Origin of the sequence: Flagellimonas algarum, assembly GCF_040513375.1 — a bacterium.
GTDB lineage: Bacteria > Bacteroidota > Bacteroidia > Flavobacteriales > Flavobacteriaceae > Flagellimonas_B > Flagellimonas_B algarum.
This window is the reverse complement of record NZ_JBEVTG010000001.1, coordinates 477,191-498,041: the sequence shown is the minus strand read 5'-3', so window position 1 is coordinate 498,041 and position 20,851 is coordinate 477,191. Positions and strand designations below refer to the sequence as shown.

The 20,851-nt window shown below is 44.2% G+C and carries 18 protein-coding genes; 12 read left to right on the top strand and 6 right to left on the bottom strand.

The features are described from left to right. Nucleotides 1–3: 3 nt before the first annotated feature. Together ABV409_RS02290 and ABV409_RS02285 are read right to left on the bottom strand one after the other, a co-directional pair. The gene (locus tag ABV409_RS02290; protein ID WP_353875924.1) at nucleotides 4–1,962 is read right to left on the bottom strand and encodes a DUF3858 domain-containing protein; all 1,959 of its coding nucleotides are present in this window, start codon (nucleotides 1,960–1,962) and stop codon (nucleotides 4–6) included. Then, on the bottom strand, nucleotides 1,931–5,227 hold the full coding sequence (locus tag ABV409_RS02285) for a hypothetical protein (RefSeq protein ID WP_353875923.1): 3,297 nt from the start codon (nucleotides 5,225–5,227) through the stop codon (nucleotides 1,931–1,933). Before ABV409_RS02285 ends, ABV409_RS02290 begins: the two co-directional genes overlap by 32 nt. A gap of 230 nt (nucleotides 5,228–5,457) precedes the next feature. Here ABV409_RS02285 and ABV409_RS02280 point away from each other — a divergent pair, with 230 nt between their 5' ends. Continuing rightward, nucleotides 5,458–6,063, top strand: coding sequence for a hypothetical protein (locus ABV409_RS02280; protein ID WP_353875922.1), 606 nt, complete (start codon nucleotides 5,458–5,460; stop codon nucleotides 6,061–6,063). Between the two features lie 19 nt (nucleotides 6,064–6,082). Here the strand turns inward: ABV409_RS02280 and ABV409_RS02275 are convergent, their stop codons facing one another. The 4 genes from ABV409_RS02275 to ABV409_RS02260 all read right to left on the bottom strand — a co-directional run bounded on the left by ABV409_RS02275 (nucleotide 6,083) and on the right by ABV409_RS02260 (nucleotide 12,037). Further along, entirely contained in the window at nucleotides 6,083–7,234 is a 1,152-nt protein-coding gene (locus ABV409_RS02275) for a serine hydrolase domain-containing protein (protein ID WP_353875921.1), read from the bottom strand. Nucleotides 7,235–7,259: 25 nt separating this feature from the next. Further along, the gene (locus ABV409_RS02270; RefSeq protein ID WP_353875920.1) at nucleotides 7,260–8,756 is read right to left on the bottom strand and encodes a serine hydrolase domain-containing protein; all 1,497 of its coding nucleotides are present in this window, start codon (nucleotides 8,754–8,756) and stop codon (nucleotides 7,260–7,262) included. 23 nt (nucleotides 8,757–8,779) lie between these two features. Further along, complete coding sequence (locus tag ABV409_RS02265) at nucleotides 8,780–10,924, bottom strand: serine hydrolase domain-containing protein (RefSeq protein ID WP_353875919.1); 2,145 nt, start codon at nucleotides 10,922–10,924, stop codon at nucleotides 8,780–8,782. A gap of 204 nt (nucleotides 10,925–11,128) precedes the next feature. Beyond that, nucleotides 11,129–12,037, bottom strand: a complete 909-nt coding sequence (locus ABV409_RS02260) for a hypothetical protein (RefSeq protein WP_353875918.1) — start codon at nucleotides 12,035–12,037, stop codon at nucleotides 11,129–11,131. A 638-nt stretch (nucleotides 12,038–12,675) separates the two neighbouring features. Here ABV409_RS02260 and ABV409_RS02255 point away from each other — a divergent pair. The 11 genes from ABV409_RS02255 (at nucleotide 12,676) to ABV409_RS02205 (ending at nucleotide 20,849) form a co-directional block, all read left to right on the top strand. After that, nucleotides 12,676–14,547: a tetratricopeptide repeat-containing sensor histidine kinase gene (locus ABV409_RS02255; RefSeq protein WP_353875917.1), complete on the top strand. Its 1,872-nt coding sequence runs from the start codon at nucleotides 12,676–12,678 to the stop codon at nucleotides 14,545–14,547. Nucleotides 14,548–14,555: 8 nt separating this feature from the next. Beyond that, a complete protein-coding gene (locus tag ABV409_RS02250; RefSeq protein ID WP_353875916.1) occupies nucleotides 14,556–15,221 on the top strand; it encodes a DNA-binding response regulator in 666 nt (221 codons plus the stop codon). Nucleotides 15,222–15,334: 113 nt separating this feature from the next. Continuing rightward, on the top strand, nucleotides 15,335–15,487 hold the full coding sequence (locus tag ABV409_RS02245; RefSeq protein ID WP_353875915.1) for a YegP family protein: 153 nt from the start codon (nucleotides 15,335–15,337) through the stop codon (nucleotides 15,485–15,487). 3 nt (nucleotides 15,488–15,490) lie between these two features. Further along, a complete protein-coding gene (locus tag ABV409_RS02240) occupies nucleotides 15,491–15,730 on the top strand; it encodes a hypothetical protein (RefSeq protein WP_353875914.1) in 240 nt (79 codons plus the stop codon). After that, nucleotides 15,731–16,063 (top strand): membrane protein insertion efficiency factor YidD, encoded by a 333-nt coding sequence (yidD, locus tag ABV409_RS02235; protein WP_353875913.1) that lies wholly within the window; start codon nucleotides 15,731–15,733, stop codon nucleotides 16,061–16,063. Further along, nucleotides 16,012–17,064 (top strand): type I restriction endonuclease, encoded by a 1,053-nt coding sequence (locus tag ABV409_RS02230; RefSeq protein ID WP_353875912.1) that lies wholly within the window; start codon nucleotides 16,012–16,014, stop codon nucleotides 17,062–17,064. The genes yidD and ABV409_RS02230 overlap by 52 nt, the downstream gene beginning before the upstream one ends. Nucleotides 17,065–17,531: 467 nt before the next feature. After that, nucleotides 17,532–17,720 (top strand): YegP family protein, encoded by a 189-nt coding sequence (locus ABV409_RS02225; protein ID WP_353875911.1) that lies wholly within the window; start codon nucleotides 17,532–17,534, stop codon nucleotides 17,718–17,720. A gap of 128 nt (nucleotides 17,721–17,848) precedes the next feature. Continuing rightward, a complete protein-coding gene (locus tag ABV409_RS02220; RefSeq protein ID WP_353875910.1) occupies nucleotides 17,849–18,220 on the top strand; it encodes a DUF6804 family protein in 372 nt (123 codons plus the stop codon). Nucleotides 18,221–18,238: 18 nt separating this feature from the next. After that, nucleotides 18,239–18,643, top strand: coding sequence for a hypothetical protein (locus tag ABV409_RS02215; protein ID WP_353875909.1), 405 nt, complete (start codon nucleotides 18,239–18,241; stop codon nucleotides 18,641–18,643). Nucleotides 18,644–18,651: 8 nt separating this feature from the next. Continuing rightward, on the top strand, nucleotides 18,652–19,917 hold the full coding sequence (locus tag ABV409_RS02210) for an MFS transporter (protein ID WP_353875908.1): 1,266 nt from the start codon (nucleotides 18,652–18,654) through the stop codon (nucleotides 19,915–19,917). A gap of 2 nt (nucleotides 19,918–19,919) precedes the next feature. Then, the gene (locus ABV409_RS02205) at nucleotides 19,920–20,849 is read left to right on the top strand and encodes a hypothetical protein (protein ID WP_353875907.1); all 930 of its coding nucleotides are present in this window, start codon (nucleotides 19,920–19,922) and stop codon (nucleotides 20,847–20,849) included. Nucleotides 20,850–20,851 lie beyond the last annotated feature (2 nt).

Below are 20,851 nucleotides of genomic sequence, written 5' to 3'. Positions count from 1 at the left end.
GGGCTACTTTTTTTTCAAGACGACCACTTCTTGGTGGTTCTTTACGACTTTTTTGGTCAAGGCATTGGTGGTCTTTTGGGCTTCGAGGTCTAAGACCAGTTGTTTTAAGGTAAAGGATTGGGTATAGATCAATTCGTCCTCCTTCAATTCATAGCTGATCGTAAAGTCGACGAACGGACTCTCCAGTTCCATATTGGGCGGGAGGTAATCAACGGTATATCCTTCCGGGATCTTCAACGTATAGGTATAGTTGGCCATGTCGAGGTACCTGTGTTCGTAGGCCGCCTTGCGGTCATCTTCGGTTTTCAAATTCGAAGCAATGGATCGGCTGAGGTTCATGTTGATATACACCTCATCACCGAAGGTTTTGGCGTAATTGGGGATGTTGAACCCGTAACTCACCGTGAATTCCTTATCGTAATCGTATTTGTTGGTCTCTTCATACCCATCGATCAAAAAACTGTTCGCTCCCTTGCGGAAAACGGAGTTGTATAGGGCGCGTACCTCAGTCTCGTCTTGGGCCTCCTCCAACCGATAGAAGAGGTCCATCTTGCCGTATCCGATCAAAGTCGAGGAGCCTTGCCCCACCAAGGTGTTGCCCTGCAGTTCGATCGTGGCCCGGTCTTGAAAACGGTTTTCGGTGGGCGGCACGATGGGGACTTCTTTGATCATGAACGAATCACGCCCCATTGATATCAAGGCTTCCTTGCCTTGAATGAAGGAAGAGGGCACTTCGATAGGATTGAACCTTCCGGTGGCATCGAGATAATACGAGCGGCCTTGGTAGGCATAATGCAAGATCATGTGGTTGTCGGCAGAAGGGGTGGGTACGTCTTCATATTTGTAAGGGATGCTTCGGGTGCCGATCCAGGTCAGGTTGCCCTTGATCCCGGCGATTTCGAGCATTTTGAGCAAAAGGCTTGAATTGTCCTTACAATCGCCATACTTCTTGCGGAAGACCTCATTGGCTTCGCGGGGTACGAATCCCCCTAAAGCGTATTCAAAAGCGATGTATTTGATGTTCTCTTGCACCCAATAATAGATGGCCCTGACCTTTTCCAGTTCATTGGGCTGGTCAGATACCAAACCATTCACCAAGGCCACCAGTTCGGCCGGGGCTTCATCGGCGTTCAGGTCTTTGACCAAAGAGAAATACCAGTGGTAGAGGTCGGCGATGTCGTCCAATACCTTCACCGTCTTGCCATTGGATTGGTAGGATACGATGATCGGGATGATATGGGGCAAGATGCTTTTGTAATCGGGCGCACTCGATTCGTATTTGAAGGGCTTTACATCGGTGATCGTCCAGGTATAGGTCTTTTGATTGCGGGTGCTGGTTTCACTGAATTCGAAGTCCACCCCTTCCATATTGATTTCCTCAAAGCGCAGGGTAATGTCCTTATCGGCGGTAATGGTGATCTTGTTGTTGGCGATCGGAAAGAAATTGGCGAAGTAAAAGGCGCTCAAAAAACGGGGATCCTTGATCGATTGGGTGTATTTCAGCTTGGTCTTGGCCCCCTCACCAAGGCTTGGAAAAATAAAATTCACCGATTTGATATCGTCGTAGAACGACCCATCGAGCTCGTCTTTTTGTTGGAACTCCGATACCTTCAATTCTTCATACCCCGCTTCTTTGTAAACGAAGGAAGAGGCCTCGATTTCGTCCAATTCGTAAAAGGTCGAATAGTTGATCGATTGCTTGGCATCGAACTTCGCACTTTCATACAGGTACAGGTCTTCTTCAACGGAGGCCTTTGAAATCTGGAACCGCCCTTTTTCGATGGCGATATCCAATTGGATCTCTTGGTTCAAGCGCACCGATTGCGAATTGGGGTATAGCGTTTTGTAACCGTCTAGGTCTAAAGAGGCTTGGGCGTTGGCGCCTAGGGTCCCTAACAAAAGGGCACCACAGACCAACCGCAACGCGGTCTTAATGGGATTGGGATGAAACGATCTCGCCATTGAAGTAGGTTTCTTCTTTGATTAATGTTCCGTTTGCGTCATATTCCTTGCTGGGGCCTTCTTGCACATCGTTTTTAAAGGTGCGCTCCTTTTTCAGCTTCCCGTTTTCATGATAGGTTTTCGAACCGCCGTGCAGGAGGTCATAGACATAGGTGTGTTCGGTCTTGAGCGATCCATTTTCGTGGTACTCGATGTACTTGCCATGGTAATCGCCTTCGACAAAAGTCGCTTGTTCATACAATTGCCCTGAGTAGTAATATTCCTTGAAATCGTTGATCAAATAGCCGTTTTGGTATTCCATCTCCCTTGAAACCTTGCCATTGTCGTAGTAGGTGGTCACCCTGCCCGACTCGTTGGTGAGCGGTACCATGGGGATCTCTTCACCATCCGTCCCCAAATACCCATACCCGATAAGGCGGCCATAGTCGTAATAGCGGGTGAGTTGCAATTTGCCGTTGGGGTCATAATCTTCCCTTCGACCGTGCCGTTTGCCATCGACATAGACGTTCTTGGCCAACAAGACCCCGTTTTCATGGTAGTCGAACACCTCACCGACCAATTGGCCATTGGCATATTGGTACACTTCTTGGCGACTTCCGTTTTCATGGTAGCTTTTGAACGGCCCGTCCAATTCGCCGTTCAAGAAGTTGGCCTCCGTCTTCAATTGGCCGTTATCGTGATAGAGTTTCAACGGCCCGTGAAGTTCGCCGTTGAGGTATTCGCCCTCTGAGATCTTCGTTCCATAAAAATCGAAAGAGACATATGCGCCATGCCTGATGCCGTTGACGTAATTGAAGGTGACCGAAGGCTTGCCGTTATAATGGCGATAGGTCACTTCGTACTTCGTTTGTTCATTGTCGTTGGTAAAGCTAAAGTGCTCTTGCCCCTGGGCATCGTAATAGGTTTCCTTTACCGGCTCGCCATAGGCATACGTACTGGTTTTGTATAGGACCCCGTTGCCGGAAAAGAGTTTTTGTACTCCGTGCAATTGATCTTTGTGGAAGAAATTGACCTCACTGATACCCCCATCCGGATAGTGGGATATCCACTCCCCATGAGCGCGTCCGTCTTTGTTCCAACCCTGTCTTTTGATCTTTCCATTGGGGAAATAGCTGGCGGAATACCCCTGCAGGCTATCGTTGGTATAATTCGAGATCGCCCGGATATCGCCGTTGGGGAAGTAAGAGGTGTACGCCCCTTGCAACAGGTTGTCTTTATAGGTTCCTTTATCGGTCAGGATGCCGTTGGCGTAATACTTCCATTCGCCGACCTTTCCACCTTTGATGTCGTACAGCCCTTCAGTGACCAGCGCCCCTTGGGGAGAATAGCCTTTGTAATAAAACTCGCCCCCTTTCTTTCGGTTTTGCTCGATGATGCCCCCATCCTTGTCAAAATAGGTGTAGGCGATAAGCTCCCCTTTGCGGTAAACGAAGGTGTAATTCAATTTCCCGTCGGTGTCGTAGTAATGGTAGTCCCCGTCGATGGTACCGTTATCGCCGTAGCTGTACTCACTTTCGATGACGCCGGTGCTGTAATAGGTCTTCCAGCTTCCGGCATAGTTGCCATTGCTGGTTTGGCCGACTTCTTTCGGGTTCCCATTGGGGTGGAAAATCTTGTAGCTTCCTTCGGCCTCCCCGTTTGCACTCATCATATCCAGTTCGACCGCGCCATTGCTGTAGTATTTCAATTCGGGTCCATGGGCTTGCCCATCGCTGAAATTGATGACGGAGCGGGGTGAACCGGTGGCGAAATATTCGTTGTAGGTGTCCTTGATATCACCCGCGACATATTCGGCCTCGGTTTGCAAGAGCGGTTCGCCCACCTTATGGTAGGCTCGGTAGGGACCGTCCAAGGCACCGTTTTTAAAGTACTTGCGTTGGAGCAGGGCCCCCTTGTCGCTGTAATACCGATACTCGCCATCGAGTTGGTCGTTCGCATAATTCGCGCTGATTTTGAGCCGCCCGTTGGGAAAATAGACCAGGTTCGGACCGTTCAACACCCCGTCTTCATACACCACCGTTTCGCTGCGTTCCCCTTTGTCGTTGTAAAAGGTCCAATCGCCATCGCGGTTCCCGTTTTCGTTAAAACTGCCATCAGCGGTTTTCCGCCCCGATTGGTTGAAGAGTTGCCAGGGGCCGTACAGGGTTTCCGCTTTGGTCTCGCCGATGCCTTGCAGATAGCCGTCTTCGAAATAATGGGTCAGGGTTTTTTGGGTGCCGCCTTCCGTGACAAGGTCATTGGCCATGATCGCCTTCCAACGTTGTCTGGCGGATTCGTAAAAGCTTTGAATCTCGTCGAATTTCTTGTTGACGATTTTCTTATAGGTTTCGTTTTCGATCGAATAGCAAAGCGTATAGGTGAAGTCGTTGAAATGCCCTTGATCGCGCACCCATTGGTAGAACGGAACGAACTTTCGATCCCAAAAGCCGTCATTGGCCGAAAACCCATCTAACGATTCGATGAGCGCATGGTTTTGTTTGGTCAGGGCCACATCGATTTCGTTCCCGGTTTGGTACCCCTCGTTCAAGGCCAAACGGTTCGTCAAGATGAGGTCGATATCCTCAAAGGCACCATCATCGGGCGATAGCTCCAGCTTGGGGTCTTTTGTATGTTCGTTTTTGCTTTGTACGATATTGTTCAACGACTTCAAGGTGTTGAAGGCCCCATCGGCATCGGGTTCGAGCAAGAGGTACATGTTGAAGCACATCAAGGCTTGCGCCATAAGCTCTTGGCGGTAGGCGATATTGCCCAGTTGCAAATACGGCTTCCGGTACCAAGGATCGATGGCCATGGTATGTTGGTACAGGGCGACCGCTTCTTTGATCTTCCCCATGCCTTCGTAAGCGACCGCCTTGTTATACAACAGGGTTTTGTTCTGCGGAAAGCGTTCCAGACCGACATCGCAGCTGCGGATCGCCGCTTCGTAATTTTCTTGTCTGATGTGGATCACCACCTGGTTGATATAGAACGAACTGTGCAGGTCGTAACAGTCGGTCTGCAGCCCTTCTTCCGTAGCCGCGATGGCGGCATCGAATTTTTTTTGGGTTAGGAGGTAGAACGATTTGGAGACCAAGAGCGAACAATAGGTCGAATCGTTTTTGTTGATTTGATCCAATAGCTGTACGGCTTCGTCGTAGGCTCCGGCATTGGCCTTGACCCGAACCTTTTTGATGATGGTGTCGAAGTCGATTTGGGGGATTTTGTCTTGGGCCGAACAAAGTAGGGTAAACAGCAGGAAGGGAAGGAGTAGTAGGAATTTCTTCATTACGTAAATATAAGAAAGCACCCTAAAATTCTGTCGGCAAAGCAGGACAATTCGACTTCGGATGCGAAAAATCGACCATTCGCCCGAAAATTACCCGGGGCGACCTCCATGTAGCCCTTGCACGGCCGGTGATCGTAACAATTTGACGCTTTGTACTACCCATCATAAAGGCAAGTTGGTCCATCACGGACCGTTTGAACTGCAAGACACTATGAAACGTACGCATTGCTATGGCAGGGGAAGGGAGCATACAGGGCATGATCACGATCCTTCGCAACAACGAAAAGTTGTTGCGCAAGCGAAACCCCTTTCGTCCTGGTGTTGGCTTTGAACGGCTGCGGCAAGGGTATCGAACCTATGCCAAGGGGGAGGTCGAAATCACCCCTATTTCCAAATCCCGCTTACAAGCCATCGGGCGTGAAGCCAAACGGGTCGACCGCAAAGATGATATTCGTAATGTCGTGGTCATCGTATCGGCCGTTATCGTAGCGGTGGTGTTGACCCTCCTTATTTGGAACCGTTTGGATGACTACCAAGCTGCGGTAGATGCCAAGGCAATTGCAAAAACCACCAAAAGATACCTCTTCTTTATCAACGACGGTGATGCTTGGTTAGCGCAGGGGAAGTTCCATAATGCCGTTTACCAATACCGCTTGGCCCGCGAATTGTACCCCAGTGAATTTGCGGCCAACCATCGGCTGGCCATGGCGTTGGCCTATCAATGCGAATACGAGCGAAAGGGATGTTATGAAGGCCGCGCCTTGTTAACATCCCTACAAGAACGGTTTCCTGAAAAAGCGGTGTTGGAGCAGCTTCAAATCCTGTATGACGATTAGCGGTGCTGGTTCGGAAAATCTATTCCAAAATCCCTTCTGCGATCAAGACATCGGCGATGGCGTTGGCCTGTTGCGGGGCTTGCCCAGAACCGAGGTTCGATAATACGATGATCGACACCCCTTGTTCCGGAAAGCGCAGGATTTGGGTGCTGATGCCATAATCACTGCCTTCCCAAGCTACGGTTTTTCGACCTTGGTATTCGCTAAAATACAGTCCGAAGGCCTGGTTGTTCCTCCCATGTTCAAAGCTAAGGGTCTTGTGCATCAAATCGTAGAACGGGCTACCGCCGAATGCATGAGTGCTCATATTGGCCGTCCAAAGTAAGAGATCATCGATGGTCGACATGACCCCACTGCCGCCATAGTGCGGTGCGTTCCGGTGGTGTTGGATAAAGTCTCCAGTTGCCCCCAGATGGAACCCTTGTTTGCCGTACTCCCGCACATACAGTTCGTTTCTAGGATTGTATGGGGTCACCCGGTTCTTGACAATGGTGGTGATGTCATCGTGGATAAAGGTATGCTGCATGCCCAAAGGTTCGAAAAGGCGGGTTTTGGCGAATTCTGCGAACGGAAGCCCACTCACTGCCTCCACGATCTTGGTCAACAAGATGAAGTTCATATTGCTGTAATCCCACTGGCTGCCGGGAGTGAATTGCAAGGCGGGTTCCGATAGGGAAGTACGGATGCATTCGTCGATTTCAAAATAGTTGAAGGTCACCCATGAGCTACCACGTTCCCTGTCGATCCGGTTGTAATCCTTAATGCCACTGGTATTGTAGATCAGGTGTTTCAGTCGGAGGGTATCGGGGTATTTTTTGAGCTCGGGCAGGTATTCGGAAACGTCGCTTTCCAAGCTGAGCTTGTCGTCCAAAATCAACAAGGCGATACAAGCGGCGGTAAATTGTTTGGAAACCGAGGCCAAACTAAAGGTGGATTCGGTGGTGATGGGGATGTTGTAATCGAGGTTGGCAGCGCCATATCCGTTCTTGAATACGGTCTTACCCTTTTTCTCTATGGCAATGGCGTAGCCAGGGGATGCCAAGGTGTCAAAGGCCGCGAACAGCGAATCCATGGGTTGTTGTAGCGGGCTTTGATTTTCGGATGTGGGTTGACTCGGGGTACAACTGCCGATGAGCAGGATGCCCAAGAGTAGGAAGGATAGTCTTTTCATGTATGGATGCTCGTTTTTGATGGTATTATTCTTGTTGTTTGGTCCATTCGGTGGGTTGGCCTTGAATGATTTTGCAGGATGCGATTTGGCCATCGGCCCCGGCAACGAATTCAATGGTCGCTTCGGGGCGTATGCCGTTGGCGACGAAGGTCGTGTCGGTCAAGGGAGTCAAAACGGTGCGCCATTTGCCTTTCTCGGCCAACACCAAGCTTCCTTTTTTCTCACTGACGGTCACCCTTCGTTTCCCGAAGCTATAGGTGCCCAAGAATCGGGAGAAATCTAGGGCCTGCAGCTCCTGTTTTGACGATACTTTGAGTTGTTCGTAGCCCGGCCATGCATAGACGGAGGCCACACTTCGGATGATCTCATCGATGATTTGGGTATTGGGGCTATTGAGGAAGATGACCACGCCCTTTCCGTTTTCGGCACTGAAATAAAACTGCCCGGTAAAGCCGCGGTTCGCTCCCGAATGCTGTAAATACGTGTCACTGCCCTTCTTTTCAACGAAGAGCCCAAGGCCGGCGTTGCTGTCTTCCAAAGGGGGGCTCACCATTTGGGTAAGGGTGCTTTGCGATAGCACCGTCCCCTGATCACGCTCCAGACTTTTTTGAAGATCGATAATAAGTTTCGCCAAATCCGTTGGGGTGGTCCACAAACCTGCTGCCGCTGATTCGGGATAATATTGATAGTCGTTCTTCAGCGGTTTCCCGTTGTGCAAATGGGCAAAAGAACGGTTCTTCGGATACTTTTCAGACTCCACCGAAAAAAAGGAAGCCTTCATCCCCAAGGTGTCGAATACCGTTTCGGCAACAAAGCGTTCATAGCTCGGCTCCACTTGGTCCGTAACGAGCAATTGCAAAATCGTCGTACCCCCGCCCGAATAACGAAAGGTGCTGCCTACGGTTTGTACTTGTCGCACTTTGGTCGAGTTGGCCGGTTTTCGACCATCGAGGATCTCAACGAGGCTCGGTAGCTTCGTAGCATTTCGGTACCCTCCGAAACCGTGGGTCGACAATCCGGCCGCATGGGCCAACAACAACCTCGGACTGATGGCCGTTGCGCCGAATTCGGTGTCATAGGGCAACTTCCAAGACGAAAGTTGGGCATTGATCTCTTTGTCCAGTTCGATGGTGCCGCCTTCCGCAAGCTTTAGTACCGCTACGGCATTGACGAATTTGCTGATCGACCCCACTTGGAAAACGGTGGACGCGTCGACCTGTGGGGCCTCCGGATTCCCGGTGCTGCCGTAGCCTTTGGCCCAAGCGACGCGATACCCATCGATGACCGCCATGCTCAAACCCTGTACCTTGTACTTCCGCATCTGGGATTCGATGTTTCCAAAAACCGTGTTTTCGTCGACCACCAAGGGCCGCAGCCCATTTTCGACCTGGCGGATGCGCGCTTCCGGGGCCGTATCGGTTTCGGTGCTCGTTTGTGCAAGCCCCATGTTGGAAAACAGTAAGGCGATAAGGCTCAGGAATAAGGAAGCAAAGTGAGCTGTTCGCAACTTAGGTGATGTCATTTAGTGGTGTTTTTTTGGTTCCCTTAATCGGGAAGTGTGCCGATCAACTCAGTAGCAATTTCCTTGCCACGTTTCGAAACGCGGACTTGCCAGATTTGTGTGCTACACTCCCTGTTCAGCACGTCGGTATTCGAATTGCAGTCCTGGGTGGTGCCCTTCACCACATACCCGTCGGCGGTGCTTTCGGCCGTATAGCCGTAATCGTTGTAAAAACCGCCGTAAGTGGCATCCCAAAGGGTGTTGCCCGAGCTGTCGGTCTCAATCAGCAAGATATCGTAATTTCCGTTACCTGCCGAGCTGGTCGAACCGACGATCAGAAATCCTTTTTCCGTTTGCAAAAGCGTACTCGCCCGGTCGTAACCGCTGCCGCCGAATCGTTTGAACCAGACCTCATTGCCATCTTCATCGTTTCTGGTCAAGAGGATGTCGGTGGCCTCCCCGTTCCGACTACCGATGGTAGTCACTTGGATCGATCCTTCTTTTAGATCGATTTGGGTTGGGAAGTCCAATCCGGTGGTTTTGGTGAAACGGTTGTTCTTCGCACGGGAATTCAGGGTGATGCGAATATGGGCCGGGCGATCGAAAAAGTCACGCTCCACTTGAAGGATGAAGTTCGAAGCCAGCAGTTCGTTACGGTTCAAGAAGGTGACCTCCCGTTCCCTGTTGCGGTTTGAAAATCGGATCTTGAGGCTGTTGTTTTCGGTCGCTAGCAATTCAAACCCCATGTCGAGCTCCGTACTTTCATAGGTGCCGACAAAGGCATCGATATCGGCTAAAGTCGCCTTGGGAACGTGGATTCGTTGAAATGCACTTGTGCTGCCATCGGGCCGGAAAAGGACCATTTCATCTTCAAAGAACCGGAACTTGACCTTAGGATTGCTGCCTTGCTGATAGCGCGTGGCGGCTTCGGCACGAAGTTCGATCTTGAGGTTGGCCCCTTGTTTCAAATAGGTTTTGCCCGCCTCTTGTTCGATACGGGTCAGGGTCCCTTTTTGGGAGACGTATTGGCCCAAGACAGTTATGGGTTGGTTATCCTCCAGGGTATCCGTCCAACGGGGATCATAGCTTATTTGTTCCTCCGCTGGTTCTTGGGGCAAAAGCGCCTTTGCTAGCGCATCGGCGATGCTGCCGCTCCAAAGGGAGCCGTTGTTGCTCATCACGAAAATCGACAGCCGTTCGTTAGGAAATCGGAGTGTCTGGGAGTGGTAGGAAACCGTGGAACCGGAATGGTGTACCGCGGTGCGTCCCAAACGATCATCCAATTCCAACCCGAAACCATAGGCCGTCCAATCGCTGTTCGGTATCGGGGATTGGCTCATAACAAACAGGCTGTCGTTTTCAAGGGTTTTGCGTTGTAGCAGCTTTTCGAACGCCAATTGGTCGTTCAAGCTGGTGTATAAAAAACCTTCCCCTTGGGTTTTGGTGACGGTGGGGAATTGCTCCCAGGCCCCCCGTCCCCAATCGGAATAGGGATCGGCCCGGTGGGGCACCACCTCCATATAGCGTTTGATAAAGGCCGTGGATTCCATGCCGAGGGTTTCGAAAAAGCGTTTCGAATAGTCATAGAAGGCTTCCCCCGTGACCTGCTCGATGATCATGGCAAGCAACACATAGCCTGTATTGCTGTAGGTATAGGTGCTTCCTGGCGTGGAGGTCAATTCGGTTTGCTGCCGTACCAAATCGAGCACGTCGTCGTTGTCAAAACCGAGCTGTTTCCAGAACGGCTTGTTTTGCATTTCCAATAAAAAGATATAATCTCGAATACCACTGGTATGGTTGATGAGGTGTCGGATCTTGATGGCCGCTTCGACCTCTGGATAAAGCTCCTTCAGATACTTGCGCATATCGTCTTCCAGATCCAGCTTCCCCTTTAGGGCGAGGTCCAACACCATGAGGGCGGTGAACTGTTTGGCGGTAGAGGCGATGTTAAAGCGGGTGTCGGGGGTCACGGCGATCTGATGGGAAAGGTTGGCCAGGCCGGCGCAATATGCAAACACGATCTCGCCTTCTTTGATGATGCCTACGGCTAGTCCGGGATCGTCGTCGGATACATAGGAGGCCAAGAGTTCGGTAAGGCGTGCTTTAGGAAACTCTGTTTGGGATTGGGAATAAAGGATGCTGCTGAAGAGCAAACAAAAGCATAGGAACCGCATCGGTGTAATCATCATTTCGGATTTTGGACAAATCTAGGGGCAAAGGCCCTAGCAAACGCTCCAAATGACGATTTGACACGAATTTTGGGGGGATTTTGATGGGATGGTTTTGAAAGTGGGTGGGCTGCAGGGTTAGTACTGTGAACAAAGGTTCGTTTTTAAGGCGAATCGTGCGAATCACCTTTTTGACAAAGATATCTATTTAAGAAACCCCCTTCTCTAATCAGAATACAAGGGCACATATTTTTCAATAATGTACGGCGTTATTTTTTTTAATGTCCTACCATTTAACGGATGCAATCCCGGTGCTGTATAATACTCAATTTCCCCGTTACTGTTTTTATGGTACCAAATTAAGGGCTTACCGTTATCTGCAAAAAAATTGGAAGCTGCTGTCACTTTTACCTTTTTCATGCTTTCCAATTTCTTTTTGTCAATAGGTTCTATAGGGTTGCCATATTTTGAAATACTGGAGTTACAAGAAACCATGACATATACTGTGTCTGCCCAAGTAATGCAGTTGAGTTCCTCACCTTTAGAAGTGGAACCACTAGGGTTGTCGGAAATCGTTGTATCATTTCGATTTGGTTGTGAGTGGTTGTCTCCAGGAATTAATGGGTCTAATAGTAATCTTGTCATCAATACTGCACCAAAAGCAATACTAATAGTTATGATAAGCTTCCTTTTTTTTTGGGTAGTTTTTCCACCATTTGCAATCCCACTATCGTCTGGTTCGGACTCTTTTGGTTCTTCTAAAACAGTCACATCTGATTTTAGATATTCTTCATAAGGTCTTGGTTTAAAATCAATGAGCCAACTTATTAAGTTGATGTTTTTTATACTCGTATTTTTTGCCTCCCCCTTTAAAAAATTCTCGATTGCCCTAAACTTTCCTTCCCCAAAGTTTTGAACCTCCCAAAGTTTATTATCCTCATTTTTAAATTCAAAAAAGCGATTCAAAATATATTCATCCCCTTTTTCATTTCTTTTATGGAATAGATAAACACAGGCATCTCGAATTTGACTTCTGGTGGGTTCTGCTAGATAGCCGCGCATCTGTCCACCTTTCTCCCTTTTATACTTTTCTAAAACTGCTTCCTGATAACTTTTGCTGGTCTTGGGTTCCATGATATGAATGGTATTTCTGGAATTTTCTAGGAATTCTAAGGAACTATCGGAATTACTGGAATCCCGTATAAACGCTGCGCTAAACCGGGGGTAAGTTTGTAATCGCAAGCTGGTTCTTGTTATGCCTTGCGAACATAACAAATGTACAAAACCGGTTAATACGGAAATCTGTAAAGCGATTGGTTTGCCCGATCGGAAAGTAGCCCAACCAACTGCTTACTGATTTCACTTTCCACAAAAACAAGGAGTACTCCAACACTCAAGGGTGGCTGGTGAACAACAAAAATCTGGGAAAATCCTAGACAGCCACCCCATTGTTTAATCATAAATACTTTAAAAATGAAAAAGGTTTTTTTGGCCATATTGGCCCTAGTTTTTAATATGTTCTTGTTTTCTTGTGAAACGGAAAGCGTAACGGATACTCATCGATTATTTGACAATCATGCTACCGAAGGTGATGATGGCAATGTTCCACCACCACCTCCACCACCTCCCGGCGGATCTAATTAAGTTTAATTATTTTTTTAATTTATGCTGTGTCAAACTTTTGGCACAGCTTTTTTATGCCTTTGAAAAAACTATTTACATATATCACGATATTACTAATCGCTTCTTGTTATAATAAGAAAGACGGTAATATGGAATCAGAGGTTGCCAAGGATAGTTTAAACTATTACTTCCTAAAATCTCAAAAACAGGATGCTTCATTGTCTGATCGATTATTATCCATTAATCAAGCATTGAATATTTATGATAAAACACCGTACAATAACATTTACGGACAATTATCACATAATAAAAATTGGATACACTACTCACTGGGTCAGTATGATAGTTTAGAATACTATCATAAAAAGCTGTTTCTTGACTCCCTAGATCAAATTGAACCATATTACCTAGCACAGCAGTACTATTTAATGGGATATTATTTCGATACCGTTGATAAAAATCTTGATTCGGCCTTTTCGAATTATAATAGATCAAAAAACTACTTCGAAAAGATTGGGGATAGCAGCTGGACGGGTCGCAACTTGTCGAATATGGGAATAATTCAAAAAGACCGGAATGATTTCTTTGGAAGTAAGGAAACCATTACGGAGGCTTTACAATTTTTGCGACCTCAATCGGATTTACGCTACATTTCCTCCTGCTATGCCACCCTGGCCACCAATCACAGGAAATTAGGAAACTTTGAAGATGCCATTTTATATTATAAAAAAGCGATGGAGACCACAGACTCCAATATTGACAAATTCATTTTTCAGAACAATATGGCTGCCTGTTTTATAGGTTTTGAAAAATATAAGAGTGCCATTTCAATTCTTGAATCAGTTCTTGAAGATTCCCTCTTATCAATTAATGTAAAAGAAAGACCAAGGGCATTGGATAATTTGGCTTATGCCCGATGGATATCAGGTGAAAATATTGATGCCACTCTTTTCCTAGTTCCTTTGAAACAAAAAAAGGAAAATAATGATTTACGGGGTCAGATAGCCAGCTTTACCCATCTTGGAGAATTTTATGCTAAAGGTGCTCCATTAAAGGCCAAACAATATCTTGATACGGTCATCCAACTTTCAAAAAAACTGAAGATTCCAAGAGCAGAGGGTGATGCCCTAAGTTTTTTAATGCAAATAGAGCCCAAGAACGTGGCCATAAGAAACCGCTTTATTGTTCTAGATGATAGCTTAGACCAGCAAGAGCAAAAAGTTAAAACCCAATTTGCTAAAATGAAGTACGATGATGAGCAAAAACAAGCAGATATTTTAAGACTTGAAAAAGATAATGCTGAAAAAGATCTGGAAGCAAGTCGGCAAGAAAACCAGAAATTAATGTCCATAGCTATGGGAGGTTTGTTTTTAGCAATTTCTTGTTTTGGAATCGTTCTATTGGTTCAACGCAACAAACGCCTGTCTAAAGAAAAAGAAACCGCCGTCTTGGAAGCATCTTATAAAACTGAGGAAGAACTGTCGAGAAAACTGCATGATGATTTTGGAAGCAAACTCAATACCGCGATGGGAATGCTGCAAAGCAAAGATGATCCCTCTAAAGTGCTGGATGTATTGGAAGATGCTTACGAACAGAGTCGTGATTTTTCTCGTGTGATCAACGATGTGAACACAGAAGCAAACTACAAAGATGAATTGTTGGCTATGTTGGGTTCCAGAAATACATCAGAGGTCAAACTTTTTACCACCGGTTTAGATAAACTCAATTGGTCCACTATACCAGCCTTGACGAAAACTACACTTTTTAAAGTGCTGCAAGAACTAATGATCAATATGGGTAGGCACAGTGAGGCAACTGCTGTGGTCTTGAAATTTAATTTAGCCAGAAAGAACCTGGTGGTGGAGTATATTGATGATGGAAAAGGTGCTTCAAAAGAAGCCTTATCCAAAAAGAACGGACTTCGGAATACAGAAAAGCGTATTCAGGCCATTGGTGGAAGCATTACTTTTGATTCGGAAGAAGGAAATGGTTTTAAGGCTACCATCCGCATTCCCCAATAATATGCACCATGTTCAAAAAAGTATTATTAGCCGAAGATTTTCAGGGGGAGAATCACGGAATCGTTGAACAACTTCGTGATAAGTTAAAGATAGGAGCTTTACAGGAAGAATACTACTGTGACAAGGCCCATACACGTCTAAAAGTGGCCCTAAAAGAAGGTGCGCCTTACGAACTCCTGATTACCGACCTTAACTTTGTGCCAGACCATACCGACCGTAATGTCACTTCAGGCTATGAACTGATAGCTGTAGCTCGTGCGTTGCAACCCGATTTAAAGGTCGTTGTATATTCAGTTGAGGACAATCCAGTTAACATAGACACCCTGTTTAAAGAGCAACAAATCAATGCCTATGTGTGCAAGGGACGACATAGCCTCAATGAATTGATAAAGGCGGTTCAAGAAGTGTTTCATAACCGCACTTATTTCTCACCAAAAATTAATTTGAATGCCAATGAAAATGTCTTTGAATTGGATGCCTTTGATTTGGATATTCTCAAAGATTTGGCCAACGGCCTTACCAAAAAGGAAATCTCTGAAAAACTCAAAAAGCAGAACATTTCTCCCAATAGCGAAAGTACTATAGACAAAAAAGTAAGCCGTCTTTTTGATGAATTTGAGGCCAAGAACACCAACCATCTTATTGCCAAATTAATCAAGCTGGGAAAAATTTAAATCTGACTACTTCTCTAAAAAGGTCTTCTAAAAATAAATAGCAATCCCTTACAGATTAGCGTAAGGGATTGTTATTTAATGGGTTTAGGTTTGAGCAAACTAAAATAAAAACTATGGACAAATGGGAGTTTTATCAAGATGCCTCAAATGAGTGGAGATGGAGAAGAACGGCTCTAAACGGTAGGATAGTAGGAGCATCAACACAGGGGTATGTAAATAAGTCTGACTGTGTTGATAATGCAAAAAGGCATGGGTATAAGAGTTAAGCAATGGAATATAAAGTCGTACCTCTGGATCCAACATTCACCGTTAAGACAGCTACATCAACATCAAACGACGGGGCAGATTATTTAGAACGATTTATCCAACATTATTCGAAACAGGGGTGGGAATATGTCAGGGTTGAAAGTATATCCACTTATGTGTCTGGTGATTCTGGTTGTTTCGGTATCGGATCAACACCGGGTTATATTTCTGCAAAACAAATGGTTGTTTTTAAAAAAAGATAAATGCGTTTTTTTCTCTTAGGAATGATTTTGATCTATTGGAAAACTATTCCAAAATCAAAAAGGAAAAAATGCATCTTCCGTGAATCATGTTCAAATCTTGTGTTTAGGATTACGTGTGAAGAAGGGTTTTATCAGGGAGCAAAAGCACTATTATTTCGATTTAGAAACTACAAGTCGAATATTGAAATTTTCACTAACCCTATAACAAATCAACTTCAAATGATTTTGCCAAATAACAAGATTATAGATGAAGAAGAAATAGCTGAAAAAATTATATTACAATGCAACTCCAATCCCAACTTAAAGCACTGGCTGAAAAAATCGGCAAGCTAAAAGAGCAGATAACTACCGAAGAATCCACCAAACATGCCTTTGTACTGCCGTTTATCAATTTATTAGGTTACGACACCTTTAATCCAACTGAGGTTGTCCCTGAATTTACAGCGGACATTGGGTTGAAAAAGGGAGAAAAGGTGGACTATGCCATTTTTCAGAATGGTGAACCCATCATCATTGTCGAATGTAAAAATTGGAACGAAAACTTGGATGCCCATAACTCGCAATTGTTCCGATATTTTCATGCTTCAAAAACCCGATTTGCCCTTTTGACCAATGGTATTCAATATCGCTTTTACACTGATTTGGATGCCAAGAACAAAATGGATGAAAAACCCTTTTTGGAGTTTGACATCACCAAACTAAAAGAGCATAACATCAATGAGATAGCCAAGTTCCACAAGTCCAATTTTGATGTGGAACAAATTGTAGACAATGCCAGCTCCTTAAAATATACCAAGGAAATTAAAAAGTTGATTATAGAGGAGTTGCAATCACCTTCCTATCATTTTGTTCGGCTTTTTGCCAGTGAAGTGTATTCGGGTCGGCTTACCGAAAAGGTAATGGGGGAGTTTACCGAATTGGTAGGTCTGGCCTTCACTCAAACCATTAGCGAAAAAGTGAACGACCGCCTAAATGCTGCCTTGAACAAGGAATCAGAAAAACAACTAGAAGAAACCAAAGAACCCCAGGAAGTCAGTAAAGTTATTACCACAGAAGAGGAACTAGAAGGTTTTCGGATTGTAGTGGCCATTTTACGACGAAAAGTAGCTGTAGAACGTATCGTTCACCGTGATACGCAATCCTATTTTGGCATTTTACTCGATGACAACAACCGAAAACCCCTTTGCCGACTTCATTTTAATGGGAACACCAAATACATTGGGCTAATTGATGCAAGCAAAAATGAACAACGTGAAGTATTGGAAACCTTAGAGGACATTTATGGTTTTGAAACCGAACTCCTTAAAACCGTTGGTTATTATGAGGAGGACTAAAACTATTTTACCACCATTGCTTTTCTTCCTTTTTAGTAGTTTCAATTTTTCTCCGACTATTGAAACCAAAGTCTATATCTGTATGGGAAAAGGAAGTAAACGCTACCATTACGATATGGACTGCCGTGGGTTGTCACGTTGTTCTACAACCCTAAATACCGTAACGTTGGAAAAAGCCCAAGCCATGGGCCGTACGCTTTGTGGATGGGAAGATTAATTTACCTCGAAACCGACACTTAAAAACTTCTTCCTTCCTGATAGCTTTCGGTAATCAAGTGAAGGTGACATCCTCCTAAGGGGCGTGATGGAAGGGATAAATAAAAGTCCCCTGAATTCCTCCGTTTCATCTAAAACCCTATCCTCAGCAACAAAAAATAGAAAAGTACCCCCCCCTCTTTACAGATATCTGTAAGGAATTGTTTTTGAATGCCTTTAGGTTTGGATAAACAAAATAGAAACTAGAAAACATGGCATTTCCAAGGTTCGAAATCAAAAAAAGTAGCAACAACAAATTCTATTTTAATCTAAGGTCCATGGGCAATGGAGAAGTCATTGCCACCAGCGAGACGTACTACACAAAACTATCATTTAAAAAAGGCATTGCGGCTGTAAAAAGAGATGCGCCTGAAGCAGAAATTAAAGACCAAACAATCTGAAATATGAAAAAGTATAAGACAAGAATACTATATCGTAGTGCAATAACTGGTAAGATAGTTACAGCAGCATATGCTAAAAAACATCCAAACACAACAATTAGACAAGTCATTAAGATTCCTGTTTCAAAATGAACAAAAAATTATTCGCCAACGTTGTTCGCATTATTTCTGTTTGCTGTGCCATACTCTTATTTGTAGCCGTATTGCCAGCGCCAAGGGATTATTATTGGGTGTTACGGACTGTGGTCTCCTTGGGGGCTGTATTGGTAATACTGCAAAACTTCAGTAAACCTCATTGGATTGTTCTATTTGGGGTAATACTGGTGTTGTTCAATCCCATATTTCCTATTTATCTCTACAAAAAGATTTTATGGATGCCCATAGATATTGTAACTGGACTGTTGTTCTTGATTGAAATCATTTTGAATCGACCTAAAAAGTTAAAACCGACTCCAGTCAAAAAAGGGCTCAAAAAATATGAACGTGATAAGATATACTAGCAATAAATCAAACAAAATATGGAGAGGATATTCATTACTGCTGAGCTGAAGGGGCACTTTTTAAGGCTTTATCAAATTGCACTTTCCGATGAAGATTTTAGTCCTGCAGAGATGCAACTCCTCTACAGGTTTGCCGAGGAACGTGAAATTTCAAAATTGGAATTGGACAAAATATTGACCGACTCTGTTGGAGAAGTTACCATACCTGAAAGTCTTGAGAAACGAATCGCCTATCTCTACGATTTGGCTCTAATGATTTGGGCGGATAAAAAAATAACGCCCGACGAAATGAACACATTAAAAAAGTACATTCAAAAGTTCGATTTTTTAGATGAAAATGTTGACGAACTCTGCGACTATCTTCTTGAGAGTGCCCAACAAGAAAAAACAAAGCAAGACATCCTTGCTGAACTCAACGAATAAAAAAAATCATGGGAATTTTAAAAAAATTGGCCGCGTTGAGGCCCAATGGAGAAACTGAAAAAAGTCCTCTAAAAAAAATAGAGCCCAATAGAACTTTGGACTATACTAACGAAGGATACGAAACCTCAAAATCATGTCAAGGAAGAGAGCACACTTTGAAAACGTCTTTAGAAACAATCTATCAAAAGTTTGAAAATGATTCCAAAATAGATATTGCAAACCAAGAACGGTTAAAACAACCTTATACTACTGAGTTAAAAGGGAAAACTACGGCATTGCTCAATAAAAATGAAGAAAAGGAAAAACATGAAAATGAAATTAAGGAGTACGAAAAAGAGATTGCCAAACTCCGACAAGACACAATTAACGTACGCAGAAATCCCATGGATTATGGGTTAAATATAGATAAAAGGTCAACGGCCAAATTTTGGATAGGACTTAGTTTTATATTGCCATTGACGGCGTATATTCTCATTTTTTACTTTTCTACATCGTACTCTGCTTTCTTTAGAACATTTAATCCTAGCGATGGTCTATTTCAAGGAATGTTTTATCCAAAAGCACTGTCCCAAGCCTATGAAGATGGGCTGTTAGAGCTTGGCTTTGTGCTCTTTATCCCCTTCGTGTTTTTTGCTTTGGGATATTTGATTCACATGTTCCAGACAAAAAAGGGCTTTGTGAATATATTGAAGATAGCGGCCCTTTTCATAATTACTTTCTTATTCGATGCCATCTTGGCCTATCTGATTGATGAAAAGCTATATAATCTTAATAAAACCTTTCAAAGCTCAAAATTCAATATTCCTATAGCTCTTCAGAGTGTGGGGTTTTGGCTCATCATTTTTGCAGGATTTGTCTCGTATATGGTCTGGGGGCTAGTTTTTGATTTTGTGATGAAAGAGCATTCCGACCGAGACAAAATACAGTGTTTTATTAATGACCGTCTTGAAGAAATAGTCAATAAGGAACAGCATATCTTAAAACTTAAAGGCGGCGTCAAAGTGCTTCAAAAAGAAATTTCCGAATTAGACAAACGAATAGCAGAGCTCCAGAATATCATTGATGGATTCATTCTTCCCATACGTAATTACAAATTACTATCAGCCCAATACTTAAAAGGATGGCAAAAATATATCGCGGCAGAGTTGCCATTGGGTGTAAATGAAAAGAACGCCTTACAACTTACTTGCAGAAGTGTTTATGACAAGCACATAAAAAATCTAGAATTGGATACAGATGATTATCAAAACAAGGTATATACAAAAACATTATAGCCATGAAAACAGCCTTACAAAAAACGGTATTAATTGCTCTTTCGATGATTGTGGGTAGCTGTGCCGAAGAAACGAAGAAAACCGAAACACAAGAAGCTGGGGTCTTACCTGAATCTAGTAACAGTGTTTGTCCAAAATATATCCTTCAAAATAAGGAGCAAAATCTCAACATAAGCATCTTATTGGACCTTTCAAATCGAATTGAAAAAGGCAATCAAATGAAAAAGGATTCTGCCTATTTGTCAAGCTTGACAAAAGCATTTCTAAATCATGTCAAAACAAAAAAGCTGTTGTTACTGGAAGATAGGCTTCAGCTATTCTTTAATCCAGAACCTTCAAATCGGAAAATAAATGAAATTGCTGAAAAATTGAACATAGTATTTACCAAGAATACGAGCAAAGACTTAATAGAAGCAACCCAAAAACTTTATAATGAACTGCCTACGGAGTTGTACCATTTAGCCAAAGCGGATGCTGAAATTAATGGGGGGTATCCTGGGTCTGACATCTGGCGTTTTTTTGAGCATGATGTAAGGGATTATTGTATTGATGATTGCCATAGAAATATCTTGGTCATTCTTACCGATGGCTATTTGTACCATTATAAAACTATTATGGAAGATGGAAGCAGAACATCTTATTTAACTCCCAAACGCCTTGATGGATTACGATTGCACAAACCAGGTTGGAAGGAAGAAATAGAAAAGAAAAACTTAGGCTTTATTCCTGCTGCAACGGATTTACAACAGTTAGAAGTTTTGGTCATTGGAATAGATAGTGAAAATGAAAACCCCTATGCCCAAGATGTTATTGAAGCATATTGGCATAAATGGTTTTTGGAGATGGGAATTCAGGAATCAAATATAAAAATAAAGAGCGCCGACATCCCTAAGAATATGGAAAAAGTAATTTTTGATTTTATTCAAAGCTAGTA

Bases quoted from the DNA above. Each gene is read 5' to 3' on its own strand.
- ABV409_RS02225 (WP_353875911.1), top strand. From the start codon at position 17,532: ATGGCATTTCCAAGGTTCGAAATCAAAAAAAGTAGCAACAACAAATTC.
- ABV409_RS02245 (WP_353875915.1), top strand. From the start codon at position 15,335: ATGGACAAATGGGAGTTTTATCAAGATGCCTCAAATGAGTGGAGATGG.
- ABV409_RS02290 (WP_353875924.1), bottom strand. From the start codon at position 1,962: ATGGCGAGATCGTTTCATCCCAATCCCATTAAGACCGCGTTGCGGTTG.
- ABV409_RS02215 (WP_353875909.1), top strand. From the start codon at position 18,239: ATGGAGAGGATATTCATTACTGCTGAGCTGAAGGGGCACTTTTTAAGG.
- ABV409_RS02205 (WP_353875907.1), top strand. From the start codon at position 19,920: ATGAAAACAGCCTTACAAAAAACGGTATTAATTGCTCTTTCGATGATT.
- ABV409_RS02275 (WP_353875921.1), bottom strand. From the start codon at position 7,234: ATGAAAAGACTATCCTTCCTACTCTTGGGCATCCTGCTCATCGGCAGT.
- ABV409_RS02285 (WP_353875923.1), bottom strand. From the start codon at position 5,227: ATGAAGAAATTCCTACTACTCCTTCCCTTCCTGCTGTTTACCCTACTT.
- ABV409_RS02255 (WP_353875917.1), top strand. From the start codon at position 12,676: ATGGAATCAGAGGTTGCCAAGGATAGTTTAAACTATTACTTCCTAAAA.
- ABV409_RS02230 (WP_353875912.1), top strand. From the start codon at position 16,012: ATGCAACTCCAATCCCAACTTAAAGCACTGGCTGAAAAAATCGGCAAG.
- ABV409_RS02280 (WP_353875922.1), top strand. From the start codon at position 5,458: ATGGCAGGGGAAGGGAGCATACAGGGCATGATCACGATCCTTCGCAAC.
- ABV409_RS02250 (WP_353875916.1), top strand. From the start codon at position 14,556: ATGTTCAAAAAAGTATTATTAGCCGAAGATTTTCAGGGGGAGAATCAC.
- ABV409_RS02240 (WP_353875914.1), top strand. From the start codon at position 15,491: ATGGAATATAAAGTCGTACCTCTGGATCCAACATTCACCGTTAAGACA.
- ABV409_RS02260 (WP_353875918.1), bottom strand. From the start codon at position 12,037: ATGGAACCCAAGACCAGCAAAAGTTATCAGGAAGCAGTTTTAGAAAAG.
- ABV409_RS02210 (WP_353875908.1), top strand. From the start codon at position 18,652: ATGGGAATTTTAAAAAAATTGGCCGCGTTGAGGCCCAATGGAGAAACT.
- ABV409_RS02270 (WP_353875920.1), bottom strand. From the start codon at position 8,756: ATGACATCACCTAAGTTGCGAACAGCTCACTTTGCTTCCTTATTCCTG.
- yidD (WP_353875913.1), top strand. From the start codon at position 15,731: ATGCGTTTTTTTCTCTTAGGAATGATTTTGATCTATTGGAAAACTATT.
- ABV409_RS02220 (WP_353875910.1), top strand. From the start codon at position 17,849: ATGAACAAAAAATTATTCGCCAACGTTGTTCGCATTATTTCTGTTTGC.
- ABV409_RS02265 (WP_353875919.1), bottom strand. From the start codon at position 10,924: ATGATGATTACACCGATGCGGTTCCTATGCTTTTGTTTGCTCTTCAGC.